The sequence below is a fragment of the Aeromicrobium sp. Root495 genome, from assembly GCF_001426755.1.
Classification (GTDB): Bacteria; Actinomycetota; Actinomycetes; order Propionibacteriales; family Nocardioidaceae; genus Aeromicrobium.
In genome coordinates this window covers 93410-113256 of sequence record NZ_LMFJ01000001.1, presented here as the reverse complement: position 1 = coordinate 113256, position 19847 = coordinate 93410, and the positions used below count along the sequence as shown (strand labels likewise).

Genomic DNA, 19847 nt, shown 5'->3' with positions numbered 1-19847 from the left:
TCGCGGGCGCTCGGCACTACCCTGCTGGCATGGACGAGGCCACCGCGACGCTCGTGCGCGCGGCACGGCAGGCGTTCGCGCAGCACGGTGTCGAGCGCACCACGATGACCGACGTCGCGCGGGCGGCTGGCGTGGTCCGGCAGACGGTCTACAACACCGTCTCGGGACGCGAGCAGCTCATCGAGCTGGCGATGATCCAGTGCTGCGAGGACCTTCAGGAGCAGATCGACGCCTTCGAGCTCGACGCAGACGACCCGTCGGAGGCGCTCGTGGAGTTCTTGGCGCGCGCGGTGGAGATCGCCGGCAACGACCCGGAGCTGTCACGGCTCTCGGCCGCGCTGACTCCCGAGCAGGTCCAGGCCGTCTTCGGCGGCTCCTACCCCGTGCAGGCGCTCATCACCCAGAGCCTGCACCCGCTCCTCGAGCGGGGCGTGCGGGCGGGACTCCTGCGCGACGGCGTGAGCGTCGACGAGGCGGGCCGCTGGCTCCAGGGCGTGCTCACCTTCTCGCTGCGCGACGCCGACGACCCCACCACGCTGCGCCGCGAGCTACGGACCTTCGCCCTCCCCTCGGTCTTCCGGGTCTAGCGGATCCGGCCGATCAGCAGCCTGTCGACTCGCGGCTCATGGCGTGCTGCGCGGCCAGTCGTCCGGGCCAGCCGGTGACCCCGCCGCTGGGGTGGGCGGCCGCGCCGGCGAGGTACAGACCCTCGACGGGCGTCTCGTAACCGCCGAAGCCCTTGGCCGGGCGGAGCTTCCCCAACCGGTTGACCAGCATGTCGACGTGGAAGAACGCACCCGAGGGAGCGGCGTACCGGGCCTCGAAGTCGGCCGGCGTGGTGACCACGCGGCCCACCTCTCCCTCCACGTCGAGGAACCTCTGGGCCGAGGCGAAGACCTGCTTGTCGTAGGCGGCCTTGGCCGTGTCCCAGCCTCCGTCAGGGCGCAGCGGCACGTTGGAGTGCAGGTACAGGACGTCCCCGCCCTCGGGCGCGATCGACGGGTCGGCGGCGGAGAGCACGGCCATGTAGACCGGCGGGTCCTCCACGTTGAGACCCACCCGCAGGGCGTTCATCTGCGCCACGTGGTCCTCGAGCGTGCCGGTCATCAGCGTGGCCTTGCGGACGTCGGCGTCGTCACGCAGCGCCCGGCGGCGCTCGGCGGCGGGGAACCCCACCCGACCGGAGGCCGCGAGGTCGATCTTGAACGCGGCCACGTTGATCGAGCTGGAGGGCACCATCGCCACCCGGTTGCGCTCGGTCCGGGTGAGGGCCTCGGGCGGCACGAGCGATCCGAAGGTGGTCTGCGGAGCCAGGTTGGACAGCACGCCGTGGCGGGCGGAGACGGTGGACCCGTCGGCCAGCCGCACGGCGACCGCGCGCCCGTCCTCGACGACGATCCGCTCCACCGGCGCGTCCAGGCGGAGCTCACCGCCGTTCGTCTCGAGGACCCCGCGCATCGCTCCGACGAGGTTGCTCATCCCGCCACGCGGACGCAGCACGCCGGGGCCGCGGTGGACACCGGCGAACCCCAGCACGTAGGCGCCGCTGCCGATCGCGTCGGACGGCCCGATCATGCTCGTCCAGTACGCCCACAGTCCGCGCATCGCGTCGGACTCGAAGGTCTCGGAGATCCACTCGAAGGCGTTGTCCGTGGCCAGGCTGCCGAGGAACCGCCGCGTCGCCCTGTCGGGGCGGTGCTTGAGGAGGTACTTCACGAAGTCCTTGGGCCCCCAGGCCGAGGGGTGCTGGACGAACAGCACGTCGACGAGGTCCATGACCCAGTTCATGGGTCCCTGCAGCTCCTCGTAGACGCGGGCGTCGTGCCGCGAGAAGTGCTGGATCTCGCGGACGGCCCTGCGGACGTCGTGCCAGAGCAGGAGGGTCTCGCCCTCCTCGTCCACCCAGCCGTACGGATGGTCGAGCGGGATGGTGTCGTACCCGTGCCGGGCCAGCCCCATCTCACGGGCGAGCGGGGTCTGCGCCATGAACATGTCGTCCATCGCGCCGAGGCTCAGGAGGTGCGCGGGCGCCTCGGGGAGGTACGCGTGGCTGGCGGAGAGTCCACCCGGGATCTCGAGCCGCTCCAGCACGCACACCGATCGCCCCGCCTGGGCGAGCGTGGCGCCGGCGGCGAGCCCGTTGTGCCCGCCGCCCGCCACCACGTAGTCGAAGACCTCGTTCATGACCGCACCGCTGCCGGCACGCGTTCGAGGTCAGGCTCCGGTGGAGGTCCGGCCGCGCGGAGCCGGTGGATCCAGACCGAGAGCCCGGTGAGCGTGCCGAACGCGACCACGCCGGACGCCAGGTACTGCCACGTCCTGAAGCCCTCGCCGTAGGCGCCCATCGTGACCGCCCACCAGAGGATGACCATCCCGGCGAAGCAGGCGTAGATGACAGGTGACTGCGCCACGGCCGAGCGCCGACGCAGGACGAGCGGAACCACGGCGAGCGGGATGACGTACATCGTCGTCGACGCCAAGGCCTGGTGGAGCGGGTCGTCCCAGACCGTCGTCTGGTACTCCCAGCAGAGCACGAAGAGTGCAGCACCGCCCCACAGGAGCGCGTTCCACTGGGCCTGCGAGCCGTTGGGCAGGTACTCCTTGCGGCCCACCCGCATGGCCTGCGTCATGAAGACGAGCTCGAGCAGGAACGCGCTCAGGAGACCCAGCCAGAAGAGCTTGAGGAACCAGTGGTCGTAGGTGTTGAACCACGTGTCGAACCGCGCCACCACGCTCAGGTCGTGGGCGAGCCACAGGAACGTGCACGGCAGGGGGATGGAGATCCACCCCTCCCGCCGCGTCATCACGACGGCAGTCACCATCGCGACGTTCTGCAGCACCATGGCCAGGCCGAAGCCCAGCAGGATCGGGACAGGGTGGTCGTCGATCGCGCTCAGGATCGTCTGCGGGTCATACATGGCTCGACGTCAGAGGACCGAGATGGTCGAGGGCTCGAGCTCGGGCTCGGTGCCGTCGAGCTTGGCCTGGGCCTGCCCACGCAGCGCGCGGAAGATGAGCCAGCTCTGGATGGAGATCCAGACCCCGAACAGCGAGAGCGGCGACCAGAAGACGAGGAGTCCGTCCCAGGCGAGCGGGCCCGTGCGCGGGATGAAGGCGAACGCGCCGGCCTCGAACATGAGGGTGATCCAGAGCGAGAGGTAGCCCCACCAGCGCGGGAACGGGTTGTTGGGCACGAGGGCCGTCGCGGAGCGGAAGCACAGCACGGAGATGCCGATCCAGAGGAAGATGTAGTACTGGTCCGTCGTCACGAGGGTCAGCGTGCCGAGCTCGTGCATCACGGTCGTGACCTCGGGGTCCACGCGGTCCTGCGTGTAGGCGGCCGTGCCCCAGAAGATGGGCGGCAGCATGAGCCAGATCGACATGAGCGCACCGCTCACGAGCGACAGGGCGCTCCAGATCTTGGCGCCGCCGGTCTCGACGCGGGCCATCTGGATGGCCACGACAGCGAGGATCGGCATCATGAAGGCGCCGGTCCAGCCGGAGATGACCGCGCCCCACTTGATCTTGTCGTTGTTCTCGGAGTACCAGTCCGCCACCTGCTGGGCGCTCCACTCCGGGTTCTTCGTGGGGACCTGCTGCAGCAGGAAGATCAGAGCGAGCGCGTAGATGACCGCGAGGCCGATGCCCCACCAGAGGATCGCTCGCTGGCTCGTCTCGGAGAAACGACTGACGGTCGCGCTCATGGCGACTCCTTTGTGAGAACTCGTGGCAGGAAAACCTTGCCGTGGATGTGACCTGGGCCATAAAGTATCAGACTGAACGCTCGGTTTTAATACTTGTGAGAGAGAAGGTCTGAAAAATGGCGTCCCTGGGAACCGCACCACCGCCCGACGACACGGAGGCACCCAAGAAGGTCAAGCGGATCCCCGGCGAGGAGGGGACCTGGATCTTCATCTTCGGAGACATGACGGTCTTCGCCGTCTTCTTCTCCGTGTTCCTGCAGTCGCGGATCGGCGACCCGGACGGCTTCGCGAGGGACCAGGCCGAGCTCAACCAGAACTTCGGTGCGATCAACACCGCCCTGCTGCTCGTGAGCTCGCTCTTCGTGGTGCTGGCCATGCGCGCCGTGCAGTCGACGACGCAGCGTCACCTCGCGCCCCGGCTCATCGCCGCGGCCTGGCTCTGCGGCGCGGGCTTCCTGGCCATCAAGATCCTCGAGTACACCGAGAAGATCCAGCACGACATCACGCCGCAGACGAGCGACTTCTTCATGTACTACTTCGTGCTCACCGGCCTGCACGCGTTCCACCTGGTCATCGGCCTGGTCGTCCTCGTGGTGCTCTACAAGCTGAGCCAGAAGCCCGAGATGACCAAGAACCAGTACTCCTTCTTCGAGGGCGGCGCGTGCTTCTGGCACATGGTCGACCTGCTCTGGATCGTCCTGTTCCCCCTGATCTTCCTGGTGAGGTGACCATGTCCGTGCACACCGTCTCGGCCGACCGTCCGGCCGACCTGCTCAAGTCCTCGTCCACCGTCGTGTGGCTCTTCCTCATCGTGGCCACCGTGGTCTCCTGGGCCCTCGGCACCGACCACGGCGGCATCGAGAACCACACCGCTGCGAGCCTCATCATCCTGGCCGTCGCGTTCGTCAAGATCCGCTTCATCGGGCTCTACTTCATGGAGCTCAAGGACGCTCCGCTGGTGCTGCGGGCCATCATCGAGGCCTACTGCCTCGTGGTCTTCTGCGTCGTCACCGGGTTCTACCTGGCAGGCTGAGCGCGTGACCTCACGCTCACGGCCTCGTCCCCAGCAGCTGCGCGCCGCGGCGACCGAGGAGAAGATCCTCGACGCCGCGGCGTCGCTGTTCGCCCAGCACGGCTTCGAGGCCGTGACCACCAAGCAGCTGGCCATCGCGAGCGGCGTGGCCACGGGTGCGCTGTACCACCACTTCGCCGGCAAGGACGAGCTCTACCAGGTGGTGCTGCAGCGCGTCCTCGCCCGCCGAGCGGCACTGCCCGACGGCCTGCTCGACGGCTCGCTCTCGGCACGGGACCGCCTGACGGGCGTGATCGAGTGGTGGGTCGACAACCTCGTGAACGACGAGACCTTCCGCCTGTTGCTCAACCGTGAGCTCCTGAGCCCGCACTCCGACGAGCCGCAAAGCCTCTTCCACACCGTCTTCCACGACGCGATCGGGGTCTTCAGCACGGCCATCGCCGACGCCCTTCCCGACGCCGACGTCAACGCCGCGGCCGCCACGGTGTTCTCTCTGTCCTACGGACTGGCCAACTTCCGCGGCATCTACGAGATCTTCCCGGTCCCCGGGGCACCCGTGGCGGGCTCGCGCCAGATCGCCGAGCACGTCACCCAGGTCCTGCTCCACGGCCTCACCGTCGAGCCCTGATACGTCGGTCAGGGGGTGACCTGGCGTCCGTTTCGACCCCGCTTGCAGGCCTGAACGGACGCTAACTCACCGCGCAACTTGTCAGCGGGCGGGAAGGGCCTCGACCAGGCGGCGCAGCTCGGCCACCTCGGAGCGCAGGTCCTCGTCGAGGGCGAACGGCTCCTCGCCGTCCTGGTCCACCGCGCGCAGGAGGCACACGAAGTTGGGGAAGAACCACACCAGGAACGCGGTCACGGGGAGCCACCACACGAACGCACCGTTCCAGGCGAGCGGGCCGGTCTTGAAGAAGACCAGGAAGCTCGCGGGCGTGAACATGAGCGAGAGCCACAGGTTCAGGTAGCCGAGCCAGCGCGGGAAGATCGGCTCGGTGCGGGCGTCGATGAGCACGGCCACGCCGAAGATCGCGAGCTGGAGCACGAACGTGCTGATGACGCCGAGGAAGAAGAACCAGCTGATGTCGAACAGGGCCTGCGTCACGGCCGGGTCCTGCCCGACGCGGAACGTGGACACGAGCATGAAGACGTAGGGGATCACGAACTCGATCGTGGCGAGGGCTCCGAGCGCCAGCTGCGTGTAGGCCAGGATCGGCCGCGACCTCTCGATGCGCAGCATCTGGATGGTGAACGCGGTGAAGAACGGCATGAGCAGCGTGCACGACGCGAGACAGATGACGATGCCGATGCGGATCGCCGTGCGGTCCGCGTCGATCATCGCCGCCACCTCGGCGGGGCTCTGGTCCGGCGACGGCGGCGGGAAGAACCCAGCCACGACGAACCCGAGGACGAAGAGCGCGCCCATCACCGGGCCGGCCCAGATGCAGGCCTTCTGGACGATGCGGGACGTGCGGGTGCGCGAGCGCAGGCGGGTCGTCGCGACCGGCACGGGAGTCTCTGCGGTGAGCGTCATGTCAGACCCGCCCCGCCACGGCAGGCTCGGTCGCGCGGCCGGCGTCGGGCCCCGCCTCCGGCACGTACTCCGGCATGCGCCACGTCAGCCACGTCATGGCGAGGGCCATCGCCAGGGAGGCGCCGCCCACGAGGTAGTAGGTCGTGGACTGGAAGTCGGGTCCGAAGAGGAACGACGACGCACCGAAGTAGAAGACGGTCATCATGAGGAAGCCGCCGCACATCGTCATGGACATGCCGCGACGCGTCCGGCGGCGCAGGAGCGTCATGATCGCCACGCCGGGGTAGCTCAGGACCGTCAGGGCGAAGATGTCGAGGTAGATCGGGTCGTCCATGGACTGCTTGAGCCAGGCCCACGCGACGAACATCGCCGCGCAACCGCCCAGGAGTCCGAGCCGCCACTGCCACTCGGTGACCCGGGGGGCCAGCTCCTCCTTGCCGTACTTCACCGTCTGCGCTATGAAGATGATCTCGGAGACGACGGTGAGCGTGATGAGGGCCCAGAAGAGCTTGGGGAACCAGTGGTCGTAGGTGTTGAACCACGTGTCGAACTTCAGCACGAAGGAAGAGTCGTGCGCGAACCAGAAGAAGAGCAGGAAGACCGGGATGGGGTAGGTCCGGTCGCGCTTGGCGGTCCGGTACGCCGAGATGAACCAGATGTAGTTGCCGATCATCGCCACGGTGCACAGCACCATGACCGGGACGGTGTGCTCGTCGAGCGCGTCGAAGACCGCTCCGGGGCTCGAAACGTCGGACAGCATGCTGGCTCCTCGCATGTAGAGAGTGTTCACTCTCTAGGCAGAGTAGCCTGGGTCACACCTTTTGGGAAGAGTCTTCTCACAAAGTCCGGTCGGGCCGGTGCAGCGTTGCGCCGACCAGCATGCGCGTGAGCTCGTCGAGCATGCGCTGGCCCCGCTGCTCCTCGGGGAACACCGACCCCTCCACGAGCGTCGTGGCCGTGACCGCCACCATCGCGATGCGCACGGCTACCGGGACGTCGAACACCAGGTCGTGCGTCTCGGCGATCGCGTCGCCCACCTGCTCCAGCCGACCGAGTGCCCGCTGCAGTCCTGCCCCGAGCTGGTCCGTGCCCGCCACCGCGGCGAAGAGCGCCCGGTTCTCACCCACGAGCCGGTGCAGCTCGGACACGAACTGGGCCAGCACGTCGGCCGGCTCGCCGCCGGGGAGCGGCGCCGCCAGCCAGCGCTCCGTGAACGCCTCGATGAAGACGTCGAACGGGGCGAGGACCGCGGCCTCGAAGATCCGCTCCTTGCTGCCGTAGATGCGGAACATGGTGGGCTCTCCGACCCCCGCGCGCTCGGCGATCTCCCGGGTGGTGGCTCCCGCCAGGCCCTTCTCTGCGAACACGTCGACCGCCGCCGCCAGCACGAGGGCGCGCACCTGCGCCGACGAACGGCGAGGACGTCGGGGCGGGGAGGTGGTCATCGCCGCAGTCTAGGCACCTGGCCGCGCCTCAGTAGGAACGCGGGAGCCCAAGGCTCCGCTCGGCCACGAAGTTCAGGATCATCTCCTTGGAGACCGGCCCCATGTTGAGCATCCGCACGATCCAGAAGTACGTGGCGAGGTGGAAGTCGACGGCCACTCCGTTGCCACCGTGCACCGAGATCGCGGCGTCGAGGGCCCGCAGGCCGGACTCCGCGCCGAGGTACTTGGCGATGTTGGCCCGCTCCCCCACCTCGAGCCCCTGGTCGTAGCGGGCACACGCGACGTCGATCATGTGCACCGCGGCCTCGAGGTGGATGTGGGCCGCGGCGAGCGGGTGTGCCACCGCCTGGTGGGACCCGATGGGCACCCCCCAGACCTCCCGCTCCCGTACGTACTGCGTGGCCCGGTCCAGCGCGTAGCGTCCGATGCCGGTGCAGATGGAGCCCGCCAGGATGCGCTCGGTGTTCAGCCCGGTGAACGCCACGGCCAGGCCCTGACCCTCGTCCCCGACCCGGTCCTCCACGGGCACCCGGACGTCGTCGAAGAAGAGCTGCCAGCTCTGCTCGGGCTGGTTCATGACCGTCCGGATGCGGGTGCGAGTCAGGCCGGGAGCGTCGGCGTCGACGACCAGCACGGACAACCGGCCCCGGCCGGTCTGCTCGTCCTGGCCGGTTCGCGCCACGACCATGATCTTCGAGGCGCTCTCGACGCCGGTGATGTAGTGCTTCTCGCCGTTCAGCACGTAGTGGTCGCCGTCGCGCTCGGCGGTCGTGGCGATGCGGTGGGCGTTGGAGCCCGCATCGGGCTCGGTGATCGCAAAGGACCATCGTTCGCGGCCCGTGGCCAGGCCGGGCATCCAGCGCGCCTTCTGCTCCGCCGTGGCGCTGCGGTCGATGATCGTGCCGCCGACGCCGGGAGAGAACAGGATCGAGAGTGCGGGGACGCCGGCTCGTGCCGTCTCCTCGACGACCATCGCGATCTCGGTGAGGCCGTAGCCTCCTCCGCCGTGCTCCTCGGGGAGGTGGACGCCGAGGAAGCCTCCTGCCGCCAGAGCGTCCCAGAGCTCCTGGGCGTTGCCGCCGGTGTCCACCTGCTCCTGGAAGTACGCGGGCCCGAAGCCGCTCGCGATGGAGCGCACGGCCGAGCGCAGCGCCTGCTGCTCCTCCGGCGTGGTGAGCGGGCTGGGGGCGGGGCTCGTCGTGGTCATGCGTGCTCGTCCTTCGATGGGGAGGTGTCGTCTCGGGGCACCACGAGCTGGCGCTCGAGCCGCGCAAGGTCCTCGGCGCCGACGCCGTGGCGCAGCAGGTACTCCCGCGCGCTGCCGGCCATGTCGCGCACGGCGGCCAGGGACGCGAGCATGGCCGACGCATCCGCCCCGTGCAGCGCCGTGACGTCGGCCTGCCCGTCGGGCACGTGCGTCGAGAGGTCGATCGTCGCGAAGAACTCCGGCGTCAGGAGATCCTGGGTGACGGCGTAGTCGGCGGCGACGAGCTCGTCGCTCACGCCCAGGGCACTCAGGACGAGGGCCACGACGAGACCGGTCCGGTCCTTGCCGGCCGTGCAGTGCACGAGGGCGGGCAGCGCGTCCGGACCGGCGAGGGCGGAGACCGCCCGGCCGATCTCGGGCCCGAGCCGCCGGAGCGCGGCCTCGTACAGCACGGGCAACGAGACCCGCAGCGCCGGCTCCTCGATCACCAGCAGCCCGACTCCCACGTGCCCGTGGACAGCCGTCACACCCGGGAGCGATGCGGCGACCGACGGACGCTTCTCGCGCTCGCCGTCCGAGCGCAGGTCCACGATGGTCCGCAGCCCCAGCGCCGTGAGCTCGCCGAGCCGGTCGGACGCCGGGCCGGGCAGGTCCGAGCGGAACAGCCGGCCCCGAGCGACCACGGCGTCGCCACCGACGGGGTAGCCGCCGACGTCACGCAGGTTGAAGGTGCTCTCGACGGGGATGCGCCGACCTGTCCCGCGCGGCGTGGAAGCACTCACGCACCGACTATAACCATTAGTGGACAGTCGATCTCATAAATTATGGGCGGAGGCCGCCCACCACCCGTTCGGGACCGGCGTAGACGTTAAAGGACGATCCACGCGAGAAGCCGACGACGGTCACGCCAAGGGCCTCGGCCAGGTCGACGGCCAGCGAGGAGGGCGCGCTGACAGCCGCGATGACCGGGATGCCTGCCATGGCGGCCTTCTGGACGAGCTCGAAGGAGACCCGGCCCGACACCTGCAGGACGTGGCGCGTGAGCGGCACCCGCCCGTCGCGCAGCGCCCACCCCACGACCTTGTCGACCGCGTTGTGGCGCCCCACGTCCTCGCGGACCGCCAGCACGGAGCCGTCGGCGCCGAAGAGGCCGGCCGCGTGCACGCCGCCCGTCTCGTCGAAGAGCTCCTGCCCGGAGCGGAGCAGGTCCGGAAGGCTCGCCAGCACCTGCGCCGACACCGTGACGGTGTCGGCGACGGGGCTGAAGTGCGAGGTGGTGGCGACGGCATCGATGGAGGCCAGCCCACACACCCCGCACGAGCTGGAGGTGTAGACGTGGCGCTGGCGGTCCATCGCGACGAGCGCTCCCGGTCCGGAGACCTCGGCGTCCACGACGTCGCCCTCCGCGTCCTCCGGTCGCAGCACGGCGCCGAGGTCGGCAGCGCCGCGCAGGACCCCTTCGGAGAGCAAGAACCCGGCCGTGAGGTCGAGGTCGTCTCCGGGGGTCCGCATCGTGACCGCATACCCGCGCCCGTTGACACGGATCTCGAGCGGGGCCTCCACCGCCAGCACGTCGGCGCGCGCGGCGGATCCGTCGGCGCTGACACGGAGCGGGGTGGCCGGGCTCGATCCCGTCAGGCGCACGGGACGAGCCGGACGATGACGGACTTGGAGGTGGGCGTGTTGCTGCCCACCGCCACCGAGTCGAGCGGCACGAGCGGGTTGGTCTCGGGGTAGTAGGCCGCCGCCGATCCCCGCGGGGTTTCGTAGGCGACGACGCGGAACCGCGGCGCCACACGCTCGCGGTCGTCGTCCCACACGGCGTGGAGATCGACGTGGTCGCCGTCCTCCAGGCCCAGCGCGAAGATGTCGTCACGGTGCACGAACACGACCCGGCGCCCGCCCTCGATCCCGCGGTAACGGTCGGAGAACCCGTAGATGGTGGTGTTGTACTGGTCGTGGCTCCGCAGGGTCTGCAGCACGAGGTGGCCCTCAGGGACGTGCAGCACGTCCATGGGCGACACCGCGATCTCGGCCTTCCCGCTCGCCGTCCGGAACGTCCGTGAGTCGCGCGGAGGGTGCGGCAGGACGAACCCGCCGGGCCGGTCGGCCCGCGCGCTGAAGTCGCCGAAGCCATGGACGACCCGGGAGGCGTGGTCGCGGACGACGTCGTAGTCCACCGCCATGTCGTCCCACCCGATGCCGTGACGGTCGGTGCCGTCGGACTCGCGTAGCGCGGCGCGGGCCAGGCCGGCCACGATGGCCACCTCGCTGCGCAGGTGCTCCGAAGCCGGGTCCAGCACGCCCCGCGACGAGTGGACCGACGACATGGAGTCCTCGACCGTGACGAACTGCTCGCCGGCCTCGGTCACGTCCTTCTCGGTGCGTCCCATGGTGGGCAGGATGAGCGCCGTCCCACCCGTGACGAGGTGCGAGCGGTTGATCTTGGTGGAGATCTGGACGGTCAGGGACGTGCCGCGCAACGCCTCGGCCGTGACGGCGGTGTCGGGCGCAGCGTGCAGGAAGTTGCCGCCGAGACCCACGAAGACCTTGACCTTGCCGTCGCGCATGGCGCGGATGGAGTCGACGACGTCGAGTCCGTGCCTGCGCGGGGGCTCGAAGCCGAACTCGGCCTGCAGGGCGTCGAGCAGCTCCTCGTCGGGCTTCTCGTAGATGCCCATGGTGCGGTCGCCCTGGACGTTGGAGTGCCCGCGCACGGGACAGACCCCGGCGCCGCGCTTGCCGATGTCGCCGCGCACGAGCGCGAGGTTCACGACCTCCTTGACCGTGGCCACGGAGTTGCGGTGCTGCGTGAGACCCATGGCCCAGCAGTAGATGGTGGCCTTGGAGTCCCGGATCATCTCCGCGGCCTCGACCACCTGCGCGCGGCTCAGCCCGGTGGCCCGCTCCACGACGTCCCAGTCGACGGCGCGCACGTGCTCCGCCCAGGCCTCGAAGCCCTGCGTGTGCTCGGCGATGAAGTCGTGGTCGAGCGCGTCCCACTCCACGAGGAGCGAGCCGAGCGCCTGGAACAGGGCCAGGTCGCCGTTGACCTTGATGGGCAGGAACAGGTCGGCGAGATCGGTGCCGCCGCCCACCACACCTCGCGGCTTCTGCGGGTTGCGGAAGTTCACCAGGCCGGCCTCGCGCAGCGGGTTGATCGAGATGATCTTCGCCCCGCGCCGCTTGGCCGTCTCCAGCGCGGACAGCATGCGCGGGTGGTTGGTGCCTGGGTTCTGCCCGGCGATCACGATGAGCTCGGCGTCGTAGAGGTCGCGCAGGCTCACGCTGCCCTTGCCGATGCCGATGGACTCCCCCAGCGCCACGCTCGTGGACTCGTGGCACATGTTGGAGCAGTCCGGCAGGTTGTTGGTGCCGAGGGCCCGGACGAACAGCTGGTAGACGAAGGCAGCCTCGTTGGAGGCCCGGCCGGAGGTGTAGAAGACGGCCTCGTCGGGCGAGTCGAGCGCATCGAGCTCCTGGGCCACGAGCGTGAACGCGTCGTCCCACTCGATCGGCTCGTAGTGCGTGGCCCCGGGCCGCTTCACCATGGGGTGAGTGATCCGCCCGGCCTGTCCCAGCCAGTGCTCGTCGTGGGAGTCGAGGTCGGCCACGGAGTGACGGGCGAAGAACTCGGGCGTGGCACGGGCCTTGGTGCCCTCCTCCGCCACGGCCTTCGCGCCGTTCTCGCAGAACTCGGCGGAGTGCCGGTGGTCGGGGTCGGGGTCGGGCCAGGCGCAGCTCATGCAGTCGAAGCCGTCGGCCTGGTTGAGCTTCAGCAGCGCCTGGGCCGAGCGGGCCGCGCCCATGTGGCCGACGGTCCGCTGCATGGCCACCCGGACGGCCGTCACGCCGGCGGCCGCCTCCTTGGGCCCGTGCACCTCGAGCGTGCTCTCGTCGGCCGTGCCGAAGCCCGGGGCCTCGACCCGGTCGTCCGTAGGACGCGTGGAACGATCCGTCATGCGAGCCTCCTGGGGGCCGTGGGGACGCCGCCGATCCAACCCTACGTCGCGGAGCCGCCGAGCGTGATCGCAGTCACGAGCGCCCCGCGCTCAGGCCCGGTCGTGGAGCGTCACGTGGTACCCGTCGGGGTCGGCGAAGGTGAAGGTCCGCCCGAAGGGCCCGTCCACCGGCTCGGCCACGATCGTGTGCCCGTCGGCGAGGAGCGCGTCATGGATCTCCTGGACGCCGGTGGCGTGGAACCACAGCGCGGCACCGATGCCGGGCTGGGACACGGACGAGAGGTCGGTGCCGGGCACGAGGTCCCGCAGGGCGAAGGCGATGGGCTCGGTCTGGAACACCACCGCGTGGGGCGGCCCGGCCGGCGAGCGGACCAGGCCGAGGTACTGCTCGTAGAACGCCTGCGAGGCGCCGAGGTCGCGCGCCTGGAGGGAGATGAAGTCGGGACCGGTGACCGGCATGGGTATGGCTCCTTCGCCTTGATGTCAGTTATCTGACATCGCTGAATGTATGTCAGACTACTGACATGAGTCAAGGCGGCATCGACCTGGACACATCGCTGGGGTACCTGCTGAAGCAGGCCTCGAGCGCGCTGCGCGCCGCGATGGAGGACGTCCTGCGGCCGCTCGGGATGACCATCACGCACTACTCGTGCCTCGAGCTGCTGTCACAGCGACCCGGCCTCTCGGGCTCCGAGCTGGCGCGGGGCGCGTTCGTCACCCGCCAGTCGATGAACGTGCTCCTCCAGGCCCTCGAGCGCGACGGCTTCGTCACCCGCCCGGCCGAGGCGGCCGTCGGCAGGGTCCTCCCGACGCAGCTCACGCCGAGCGGCCGACGCAGCCTCGCGCAGGCGACCGAGGCGGTCCGGTCCGTCGAGCTCAGGATGGTGGGCGGCCTGACAGCGGACGAGCGGGCCGGCGCGTCGAGGATCCTGGGGAGCATGCTCCGGTCCCTGCAGGAGGCGCCCTCGTGATCCACCTGGTCCCGCTCGTCGACTGGTCCCGCGACCCGTCCCAGCCCTACGCGCCGGCCAGCCTCGCCGAGGAGGGGTTCGTGCACTGCGCCGGTGACGAGTCCGTCGCCCTGGCCGTCGCCAACGCGTTCTATCGCGGCGCACCCCGCCCCCTGCTCGCGCTCGTGATCGACGCGGACGCCCTCCGGTCCGACGTGGTCCTCGAGGCGGCGCACCCGGCACCGCCCGAGGGCGTCTCCACCGACGTGCTGTTCCCACACGTCTTCGGCCCCGTCGACCGCGACGCCGTCACGTCGGTCCTGCGCGTGGTCTGGGACGAGGACGACCGTGCGGTCTCCCTGGAGCCGCACGAGGCCTGAGCGGACGCCGGGTTGCGCCCGGCACCCGCGGCAGGTGCGATGAGGGCATGGCCGACGATCCCCACGACGACGAGCGCTGGCTCGTCGTCGACGGACGACGCTGGCGGCGCACCGACCCGAGCCTCCCGGACGACGTCGTCGAGGCGCTGAAGGCGCACCTCGGCCGCGGGCGCTCGGGCGTCAGGACCGCGAAGCGGTCCGGCGACGACGCCGCAGTCTCCCGGGCGCGTGAGCGGGTGGGGCTGGCCAAGCGCGGACTCGGGGAGCGCGGCGAGCGGTGGTGGGACCGCAGCGAGCAGGAGCGCCTCGACCAGGCGCGTTCCGCCCTGGCGGAGCTGGAGGCGCTCGACGAAGGAGTCTCGGACTAGCGCTCGCCCACTGCGAAGAGCTGCGTCCGCGCGACGCTGGCGTCACGCTGCGGGGCGAGCGCGAGCCGTCGTGGGTCCGCCATGAAGCCGTCGAGGGCTGCGCGGTCGGGGAACCGGAACAGCTGCACCTCGTCGGGCGTCCCACTCCCGTCCTCGTCGGTCGACAGCACCCGCTGCAGCACGGTTCCTCCGTGCTCCGGCACGAGCGCGAGGACAGCGTCCTCGTAGTCGGCCATGGCCTGTCGGCGACCCGGCAATGCCCAGAGCAGGCAGCACAGCCGCAGCTCGGCGGCACCGTCCTGACCGTCGGCCACGGTCAGGCCTCGTTCAGGGCGGCGGCGGCCTTCACGACCGCGACGAAGTCGTCCGCACGCAGGTCGTCAGGGCCGAAGAGGTCGACCGCGCGACGGGTCCCGGCGTCGAGGCTCGCGTTGAAGACCGACGTCGGGTCGGGCACCGAGGCCCCCTTGGCGAAGGTCACCTTCACCTTGTCCTTGTACGTCTCGACGGTGCAGATGAGGCCGGACCTGGAGAAGGTCGGCACGCCGTCGGGGTTGGAGGCCTTCTTCCACTTGGCCTCCTCGTCCACGCCCGGCACGGCCTCGTGGACGAGGTCGCGCACGGTCCGGACCAGGTCGTCACGCCAGTCGTCGCTCATGGGCCGGAGCCTACTCAGCGCGGGCGCCCACGAGCCACCAGTCGGGCACGAGCGCGTCGTAGAGAGCCTCGAAGCTCGCGACGTCGGGCTCGCCTGCCCGTTCCAGCCAGGCCTGGATGACCCCGACGGTGCCGGAGGCCACGAAGCGTGCGGCCGCGTCGGCCGTCACGCCGTCCGGCTCACCCTCGAGGTGGAGCGGCACCCGGAGCCGGCCGGACCGCAGCACCTGACGCGACGACTCCAGGAAGTGCTCCGACAACATCCCGTGGAGCGCCGCCGAGCCGGCGTCCGACGCGAGGCCGCGGCGGTAGATCGGTGCGTGCGTGCGCACGTGCTCGAGGACGCCCCTCGTCACCTGGTGCACTGCAGCGGCCGAGGGGTCGGCGAGCAGGTCGGCGCGGAGCGCGTCGAGCTCGGACAGGAGGGCCGCCTGCAGGAGGTCGGTGGTCGAGTCGGCGTGCTCGTAGAACGTGGAGCGGTGGACTCCGGCCGCCCTCGCCACCTGCGTGACCGTGAGCTCCGAGACGGGCGACGTGCGGGCGAGCTCGAGCACAGCACGATGCAGCCGGTCACGGCTGCGCCTGCGTCGGACGTCCACGGTGCACCACCTCGTTGATCGGGGGAATGGCGTCAGGCTATCCGACGTTTGTAGTATTAGAACTCCGACACCTGTCGGACAACGACGAAGGAGAACATCATGGCGACCTATGACGTGGCAGACCGGTCCGCGATCGTGACCGGAGCAGGATCAGGGATCGGGCGCGGCGTGGCCCTGCTGCTGGCCCAGAACGGTGCGGCCGTGCTCGTGCACGACCTCGACCCGTCCGCGGCCGAGGCCGTGACCCAGGAGATCCTGACCGCCGGCGGCACCGCCGCGGCCTTCGTCGGCGACGCGTCCGACCCCGAGGTGGCCCGCGCAGCCGTCGCGGCCGCCGAGGAGCTCGCGCCGCTGCGCATCGCCGTGAACAACGCCGGAGTGGGCGGACCTCCCGCCCCGGTGGCCGAGTACCCCGAGGACGCCTGGCGCAAGGTCATCGACGTGAACCTCAGCGGCGTCTTCTACTCGATGAAGGCGCAGATCCCCGCGATGGCGTCCCATGGTGGCGGCGCCATCGTCAACATGGCCTCGGTGCTCGGCTCGGTCGGCATCGCCGGCTCGTCTGCCTACGTCACGTCCAAGCACGCGCTCCTCGGCCTCACCAAGAACGCCGCCCTCGAGCACGCCGCCGACGGCGTCCGCGTCACGGCCGTGGGCCCCGGCTTCATCACGACCCCGCTGCTCGAGGCCAACCTCGACGCCGAGGCCCAGGCGGGCCTGGCGGCCAAGCACGCACTCGGCCGCCTGGGCACGGTCGACGAGGTCGCCGCGCTGACCGCGTTCCTGGTCTCCGACGCCGCCTCCTTCATCACGGGGAGCTACCACCTCGTCGACGGCGGCTACGCCGCCCAGTGAGGTCGAGGCCCTGACCCGGTCGCCGCGTCGGCACTGGCCAGCCACCGGGCCGGATGGGCAGTAAGGTCCTGAGCATGGCCCAGACCTACGTGCTCGTCGACGGTGAGAACATCGACGCCACGCTCGGACAGTCCATCCTGGCCCGGCGGCCACAGCCCCAGGAGCGGCCGCGGTGGGACCGTCTGCTCACGTGGGCCGAGGACCTGTGGGACCAGCCCGTCTCCGGACTGTTCTTCCTGGCCGTCAACGGCGAGATGCCCATGTCGTTCGTGCAGGCCCTCACGGCACTGGGCTACAAGCCCATCCCGCTGTCGGGCTCGCCGGACCAGAAGGTCGTCGACATCGCCATCCAGCGCACGCTCGAGGCGCTCAAGGAGCGCGACGGCGACGTCCTGCTGGCCAGTGGCGACGGCGACTTCATCCCCCAGATGACCGACCTCCTGGGGTCGCGCCGCACGGGGCTCATCGCGTTCAACGAGCTGCGCAACGGCGCGTGGGCCGGCCTGGCCGACCGCGGCCTCGAGCTCTACGACCTCGAGTACGACGTCCGGGCCTTCAACACCGAGCTGCCTCGCCTGCGCGTCATCGCGATCGACGAGTTCGACCCGCTCCAGTTCCTCTGAGCGGGAGCCCTGTCATGACGTCGGTCGCGGACGAGGAGCCCCTGGCGGGCGCGGTCCTCACGGTGTCCGTGGAGGCACCCACCTCCCGGCGCCGACGCGTCCTTCGGGTCGCCACCCTGCCGCTGCGCGTCTACGCCGCCGGCCTCGGGGTCCTCGACGAGCCCTCGTTCGGCGACGTGGTCGTTCGTCGGCGCGACGACGCGTCCGAGGTGCTGCGCGTGGCGGTGCACGGGTCCGAGGAGACGGCCATCCAGGTGGCCCACGTGCGGGCCCAGCTGGAGGAGCTCACCGAGGACGAGTTCCTCGAGCGCTGGAGCATCGACTAGAGCTCCACCCCGGCGCGCTGCCGTTCCCGGCGGGCCACCGTGAGCGTCAGCACCGAGCCGACCACCCACACCAGGAGGACCGCGGCGCCGTGCAGGCCTCGGTGGTGGAGTCCGAGGACCAGGCCGTCCGCGGCGTCGAGCGCACCGCCGTGCAGCAGGTAGGGCGTCAGCCCCGACCATGGGTCGGGGAGCATCTCGGTGGCCGCCCCGGTCAGCAGCGGCCCCGCGGACAGGACGAACAAGAAGGTCGCGACCGCGATCCCGTACACGCCCAGCAGACTCTCCAGGGCCGTGGTGGTGACGGCCGCGACGAGCGCAGACGCCGCCACGACGACACCGAGCCACGGCCCGGCGCCTGCGGCGAGGCCGACGACGAGCGCCACGACCCCCAGCCCCACCGAGCCCGCTGCCAGGCGGGCGACCCGGCCCAGCCCGGCCAGGAAGGTGTCGTCGACGGGGCCCGCCCGGACGGTCGCGACGATCGCGAGCAACCAGCCGAGGACCACGGCCGCGAGGACCGAGGTCCGCACGAGCCCGCGTGACGGCCCTTCGCCCGGCGGCTCGCCGACGTAGGCGACGTCGTGCGTGGAGGTGTAGCGCGCCAGGACGTCGAGTCCCTGGTCGCGGAGCTGCGCGTCGAGGCGGCCGCCGTTGGCCGCTGACAGGAGCACGCGGGTGCGGTCGTCGCGGAGGTCGATCACGTAGCCGGCGACCGCACGACCGTCGGCCACGGCTCGCTCGGCGTCCCGCGTCGAGGCCACCGCAACCGCGTCCAGGCGACCGCCGCCGCGCTCACGGAGGTCGTCGGCCGCGAGCCGGGCGACGGCGTCGGGGCCGGCCACGACGACGTCGGCGTGGTGCAGTGACGGGCGTCCGGCGGCGAGGCTCCAGACCACCAGGGCCTGCCCCAGGACGACCACCACGAGGACCGCCGCCGTCACCGTCGAGCGGGTGCCTGCACGCATGACACGCAGCGTACTGAGAATGGGGGCATGCCCCTCGCCCGCACGCGCGCCCTCCGCGTGCCGTGGCGACTGCGGGTGCTGCTCGTGACGGTGCCGGCCATCGCCCTCATGGCGGCCGCTCTCGCGGTGGCGCCCGACCCCGATGCTCCCGCCGCCGTCTCCACGACCCCGGCGGAGCTGAGCCCGTGCCAGCCCCTGCCCGCGGCCACGACGGTGGACCAGCTGAACCTGTTCGTGGGGGCGCTGCGCGGCAGCGGGGAGTTCGAGGGCGCCGACGTCGGAGCCGACACGACGCTCCAGGACGGCCGTCGGCTCTGGGTCTTCGGCGACACCCTCCGTTCCCGCGACTACGACGGGCAGCGCTTCGTGCGCAACTCGATGCTCCTCTTCGACCCCGCCTGCGTCCGGGTGGTGACTCCGGCCGACCGCGGCGCCCTCGTCCCGGACCGCAAGGACGGGGTGGGCTACTGGCCCATGTCCGTGGCGAGCATCCCTCGCGACGGCTACGACCTCGTGGGCGTCGGCCTGCAGCGGGTCAAGGGCTCCGACGCGCCGGACGGGCCGCAGGCCTTCGACAACCTCGGTCCCTCCTTCGCCCTGTTCATCGTGCGGCGCGGAGGAACGCCTCAGCTCGTCGACGTCGAGGACTTCGGGCGCGACAGCAGCGACCCCAGCCGTCCCACGTGGGGTGCTGCAGCGGCGGTGCACGACGGGTGGGTCTACCTCTACGGGACGGCCCGCCCCCGCGACGCCGCCAAGAAGCTGGTCTTCGGCTTCTCCCTCCGGGTGGCGCGGGTCCGTCCCGACGACATCACCGACACCTCCCGCTGGCAGTACTGGAACGGCACGCGCTGGCAGGGCTCGGCGTCCGACGCCGTCCAGCTCATCGACGCGGAGGGCGGGGTCTCGCAGACCCTCAGCGTGTTCGAGCAGGACGGCCGCTGGTTCGCCGTCAGCAAGCGCGACGAGTTCCTCGGCTCCGACCTCGTCATCTGGTCCGCGCCCTCGCCCACCGGGCCGTTCACGGCGAGCGCACCGCTGGCCTCCATCCCGTCGGACGCGGGCACGGGAGCGCTCCGCTACATGCCGCTGGCCCATCCCGACCTGCTGCCCGAGCCCGGCACGGTCGTGGTGTCCTACAGCCAGAACAACACCGACCTCGCCAAGGTGGCGGACGACCCGTTCCTCTACCGGCCGCGCTTCCTGCGCGTCCGCCTCCCGGACGTCCCCTAGATGTGT

The 19847-nt window shown here is 70.7% G+C and carries 26 protein-coding genes; 11 read left to right on the top strand and 15 right to left on the bottom strand.

Features of this window, described 5'->3' with window-relative positions; genetic code table 11:
* Positions 1–29: 29 nt before the first annotated feature.
* Positions 30–587: a TetR/AcrR family transcriptional regulator gene (locus ASD11_RS00605; protein WP_156464514.1), complete on the top strand. Its 558-nt coding sequence runs from the start codon at positions 30–32 to the stop codon at positions 585–587.
* A 13-nt stretch (positions 588–600) separates the two neighbouring features.
* Here ASD11_RS00605 and ASD11_RS00600 read toward each other — a convergent pair whose 3' ends face one another.
* From ASD11_RS00600 to ASD11_RS00590, 3 genes are read right to left on the bottom strand one after another with little or no spacing between them, the layout of a single operon-like run.
* Positions 601–2184, bottom strand: coding sequence for a phytoene desaturase family protein (locus ASD11_RS00600; RefSeq protein ID WP_056281846.1), 1584 nt, complete (start codon positions 2182–2184; stop codon positions 601–603).
* Positions 2181–2918: a hypothetical protein gene (locus ASD11_RS00595; RefSeq protein WP_056281843.1), complete on the bottom strand. Its 738-nt coding sequence runs from the start codon at positions 2916–2918 to the stop codon at positions 2181–2183. Before ASD11_RS00595 ends, ASD11_RS00600 begins: the two co-directional genes overlap by 4 nt.
* Before the next feature lie 9 nt (positions 2919–2927).
* Positions 2928–3704: a hypothetical protein gene (locus ASD11_RS00590; protein ID WP_056281840.1), complete on the bottom strand. Its 777-nt coding sequence runs from the start codon at positions 3702–3704 to the stop codon at positions 2928–2930.
* Between the two features lie 116 nt (positions 3705–3820).
* Here ASD11_RS00590 and ASD11_RS00585 point away from each other — a divergent pair, with 116 nt between their 5' ends.
* From ASD11_RS00585 to ASD11_RS00575, 3 genes are read left to right on the top strand one after another with little or no spacing between them, the layout of a single operon-like run.
* The gene (locus tag ASD11_RS00585) at positions 3821–4432 is read left to right on the top strand and encodes a cytochrome c oxidase subunit 3 (RefSeq protein WP_056281837.1); all 612 of its coding nucleotides are present in this window, start codon (positions 3821–3823) and stop codon (positions 4430–4432) included.
* A gap of 2 nt (positions 4433–4434) precedes the next feature.
* Positions 4435–4737: a cytochrome C oxidase subunit IV family protein gene (locus ASD11_RS00580; protein ID WP_056281836.1), complete on the top strand. Its 303-nt coding sequence runs from the start codon at positions 4435–4437 to the stop codon at positions 4735–4737.
* Between the two features lie 4 nt (positions 4738–4741).
* Complete coding sequence (locus ASD11_RS00575) at positions 4742–5365, top strand: TetR/AcrR family transcriptional regulator (protein WP_056281832.1); 624 nt, start codon at positions 4742–4744, stop codon at positions 5363–5365.
* A gap of 81 nt (positions 5366–5446) precedes the next feature.
* Here the strand turns inward: ASD11_RS00575 and ASD11_RS00570 are convergent, their stop codons facing one another.
* From ASD11_RS00570 to ASD11_RS00535, 8 genes are all read right to left on the bottom strand, one after another.
* Positions 5447–6271: a hypothetical protein gene (locus tag ASD11_RS00570; protein ID WP_056281831.1), complete on the bottom strand. Its 825-nt coding sequence runs from the start codon at positions 6269–6271 to the stop codon at positions 5447–5449.
* A 1-nt stretch (position 6272) separates the two neighbouring features.
* Positions 6273–7031, bottom strand: coding sequence for a transmembrane-type terpene cyclase (locus ASD11_RS00565; protein ID WP_056281828.1), 759 nt, complete (start codon positions 7029–7031; stop codon positions 6273–6275).
* Between the two features lie 76 nt (positions 7032–7107).
* Complete coding sequence (locus tag ASD11_RS00560; RefSeq protein ID WP_056281824.1) at positions 7108–7716, bottom strand: TetR/AcrR family transcriptional regulator; 609 nt, start codon at positions 7714–7716, stop codon at positions 7108–7110.
* A 28-nt stretch (positions 7717–7744) separates the two neighbouring features.
* Positions 7745–8923, bottom strand: coding sequence for an acyl-CoA dehydrogenase family protein (locus ASD11_RS00555; protein WP_056281821.1), 1179 nt, complete (start codon positions 8921–8923; stop codon positions 7745–7747).
* Positions 8920–9705 (bottom strand): tyrosine-protein phosphatase, encoded by a 786-nt coding sequence (locus ASD11_RS00550; RefSeq protein ID WP_056281817.1) that lies wholly within the window; start codon positions 9703–9705, stop codon positions 8920–8922. The genes ASD11_RS00555 and ASD11_RS00550 overlap by 4 nt, the downstream gene beginning before the upstream one ends.
* A 40-nt stretch (positions 9706–9745) precedes the next feature.
* Complete coding sequence (fdhD, locus tag ASD11_RS00545; RefSeq protein ID WP_082554068.1) at positions 9746–10567, bottom strand: formate dehydrogenase accessory sulfurtransferase FdhD; 822 nt, start codon at positions 10565–10567, stop codon at positions 9746–9748.
* The gene (locus ASD11_RS00540) at positions 10558–12885 is read right to left on the bottom strand and encodes an FdhF/YdeP family oxidoreductase (RefSeq protein ID WP_082554067.1); all 2328 of its coding nucleotides are present in this window, start codon (positions 12883–12885) and stop codon (positions 10558–10560) included. Before ASD11_RS00540 ends, fdhD begins: the two co-directional genes overlap by 10 nt.
* A 90-nt stretch (positions 12886–12975) precedes the next feature.
* The gene (locus ASD11_RS00535; RefSeq protein ID WP_056281814.1) at positions 12976–13344 is read right to left on the bottom strand and encodes a VOC family protein; all 369 of its coding nucleotides are present in this window, start codon (positions 13342–13344) and stop codon (positions 12976–12978) included.
* A 65-nt stretch (positions 13345–13409) separates the two neighbouring features.
* Here ASD11_RS00535 and ASD11_RS00530 point away from each other — a divergent pair, with 65 nt between their 5' ends.
* Genes ASD11_RS00530 through ASD11_RS00520 form a run of 3 tightly spaced genes read left to right on the top strand, consistent with a single transcriptional unit; the run spans position 13410 to position 14583 of the window.
* Positions 13410–13856 (top strand): MarR family winged helix-turn-helix transcriptional regulator, encoded by a 447-nt coding sequence (locus ASD11_RS00530; protein ID WP_056281811.1) that lies wholly within the window; start codon positions 13410–13412, stop codon positions 13854–13856.
* Positions 13853–14215 carry a DUF952 domain-containing protein gene (locus ASD11_RS00525; protein WP_056281808.1) on the top strand — a complete coding sequence of 121 codons (363 nt, stop codon included), beginning with the start codon at positions 13853–13855 and terminating at the stop codon, positions 14213–14215. The genes ASD11_RS00530 and ASD11_RS00525 overlap by 4 nt, the downstream gene beginning before the upstream one ends.
* A gap of 47 nt (positions 14216–14262) precedes the next feature.
* Positions 14263–14583, top strand: coding sequence for a hypothetical protein (locus ASD11_RS00520; protein ID WP_056281805.1), 321 nt, complete (start codon positions 14263–14265; stop codon positions 14581–14583).
* On the opposite strand, the gene ASD11_RS00515 is transcribed toward ASD11_RS00520, so the two are convergent.
* Genes ASD11_RS00515 through ASD11_RS00505 form a run of 3 tightly spaced genes read right to left on the bottom strand, consistent with a single transcriptional unit; the run spans position 14580 to position 15839 of the window.
* Positions 14580–14897, bottom strand: a complete 318-nt coding sequence (locus tag ASD11_RS00515) for a DUF1330 domain-containing protein (protein WP_056281802.1) — start codon at positions 14895–14897, stop codon at positions 14580–14582. The genes ASD11_RS00520 and ASD11_RS00515 overlap by 4 nt on opposite strands.
* Positions 14898–14899: 2 nt before the next feature.
* Positions 14900–15241, bottom strand: a complete 342-nt coding sequence (locus tag ASD11_RS00510) for a DUF1801 domain-containing protein (protein WP_056281799.1) — start codon at positions 15239–15241, stop codon at positions 14900–14902.
* 10 nt (positions 15242–15251) lie between these two features.
* Complete coding sequence (locus tag ASD11_RS00505; protein WP_082554066.1) at positions 15252–15839, bottom strand: TetR/AcrR family transcriptional regulator; 588 nt, start codon at positions 15837–15839, stop codon at positions 15252–15254.
* Between the two features lie 99 nt (positions 15840–15938).
* Here ASD11_RS00505 and ASD11_RS00500 point away from each other — a divergent pair, with 99 nt between their 5' ends.
* The 3 genes from ASD11_RS00500 to ASD11_RS00490 all read left to right on the top strand — a co-directional run bounded on the left by ASD11_RS00500 (position 15939) and on the right by ASD11_RS00490 (position 17643).
* On the top strand, positions 15939–16694 hold the full coding sequence (locus ASD11_RS00500) for an SDR family NAD(P)-dependent oxidoreductase (protein WP_056281795.1): 756 nt from the start codon (positions 15939–15941) through the stop codon (positions 16692–16694).
* Between the two features lie 74 nt (positions 16695–16768).
* A complete protein-coding gene (locus tag ASD11_RS00495; RefSeq protein WP_056281792.1) occupies positions 16769–17317 on the top strand; it encodes an NYN domain-containing protein in 549 nt (182 codons plus the stop codon).
* Between the two features lie 14 nt (positions 17318–17331).
* Complete coding sequence (locus tag ASD11_RS00490; protein ID WP_056281789.1) at positions 17332–17643, top strand: hypothetical protein; 312 nt, start codon at positions 17332–17334, stop codon at positions 17641–17643.
* Here ASD11_RS00490 and ASD11_RS00485 read toward each other — a convergent pair.
* On the bottom strand, positions 17640–18608 hold the full coding sequence (locus ASD11_RS00485) for a hypothetical protein (RefSeq protein ID WP_056281786.1): 969 nt from the start codon (positions 18606–18608) through the stop codon (positions 17640–17642). The two genes, ASD11_RS00490 and ASD11_RS00485, sit on opposite strands and share 4 nt — an antisense overlap.
* 27 nt (positions 18609–18635) lie before the next feature.
* Between ASD11_RS00485 and ASD11_RS00480 the strand changes: the two genes are divergently transcribed.
* On the top strand, positions 18636–19841 hold the full coding sequence (locus tag ASD11_RS00480; RefSeq protein WP_056281784.1) for a DUF4185 domain-containing protein: 1206 nt from the start codon (positions 18636–18638) through the stop codon (positions 19839–19841).
* Positions 19842–19847: the final 6 nt, after the last annotated feature.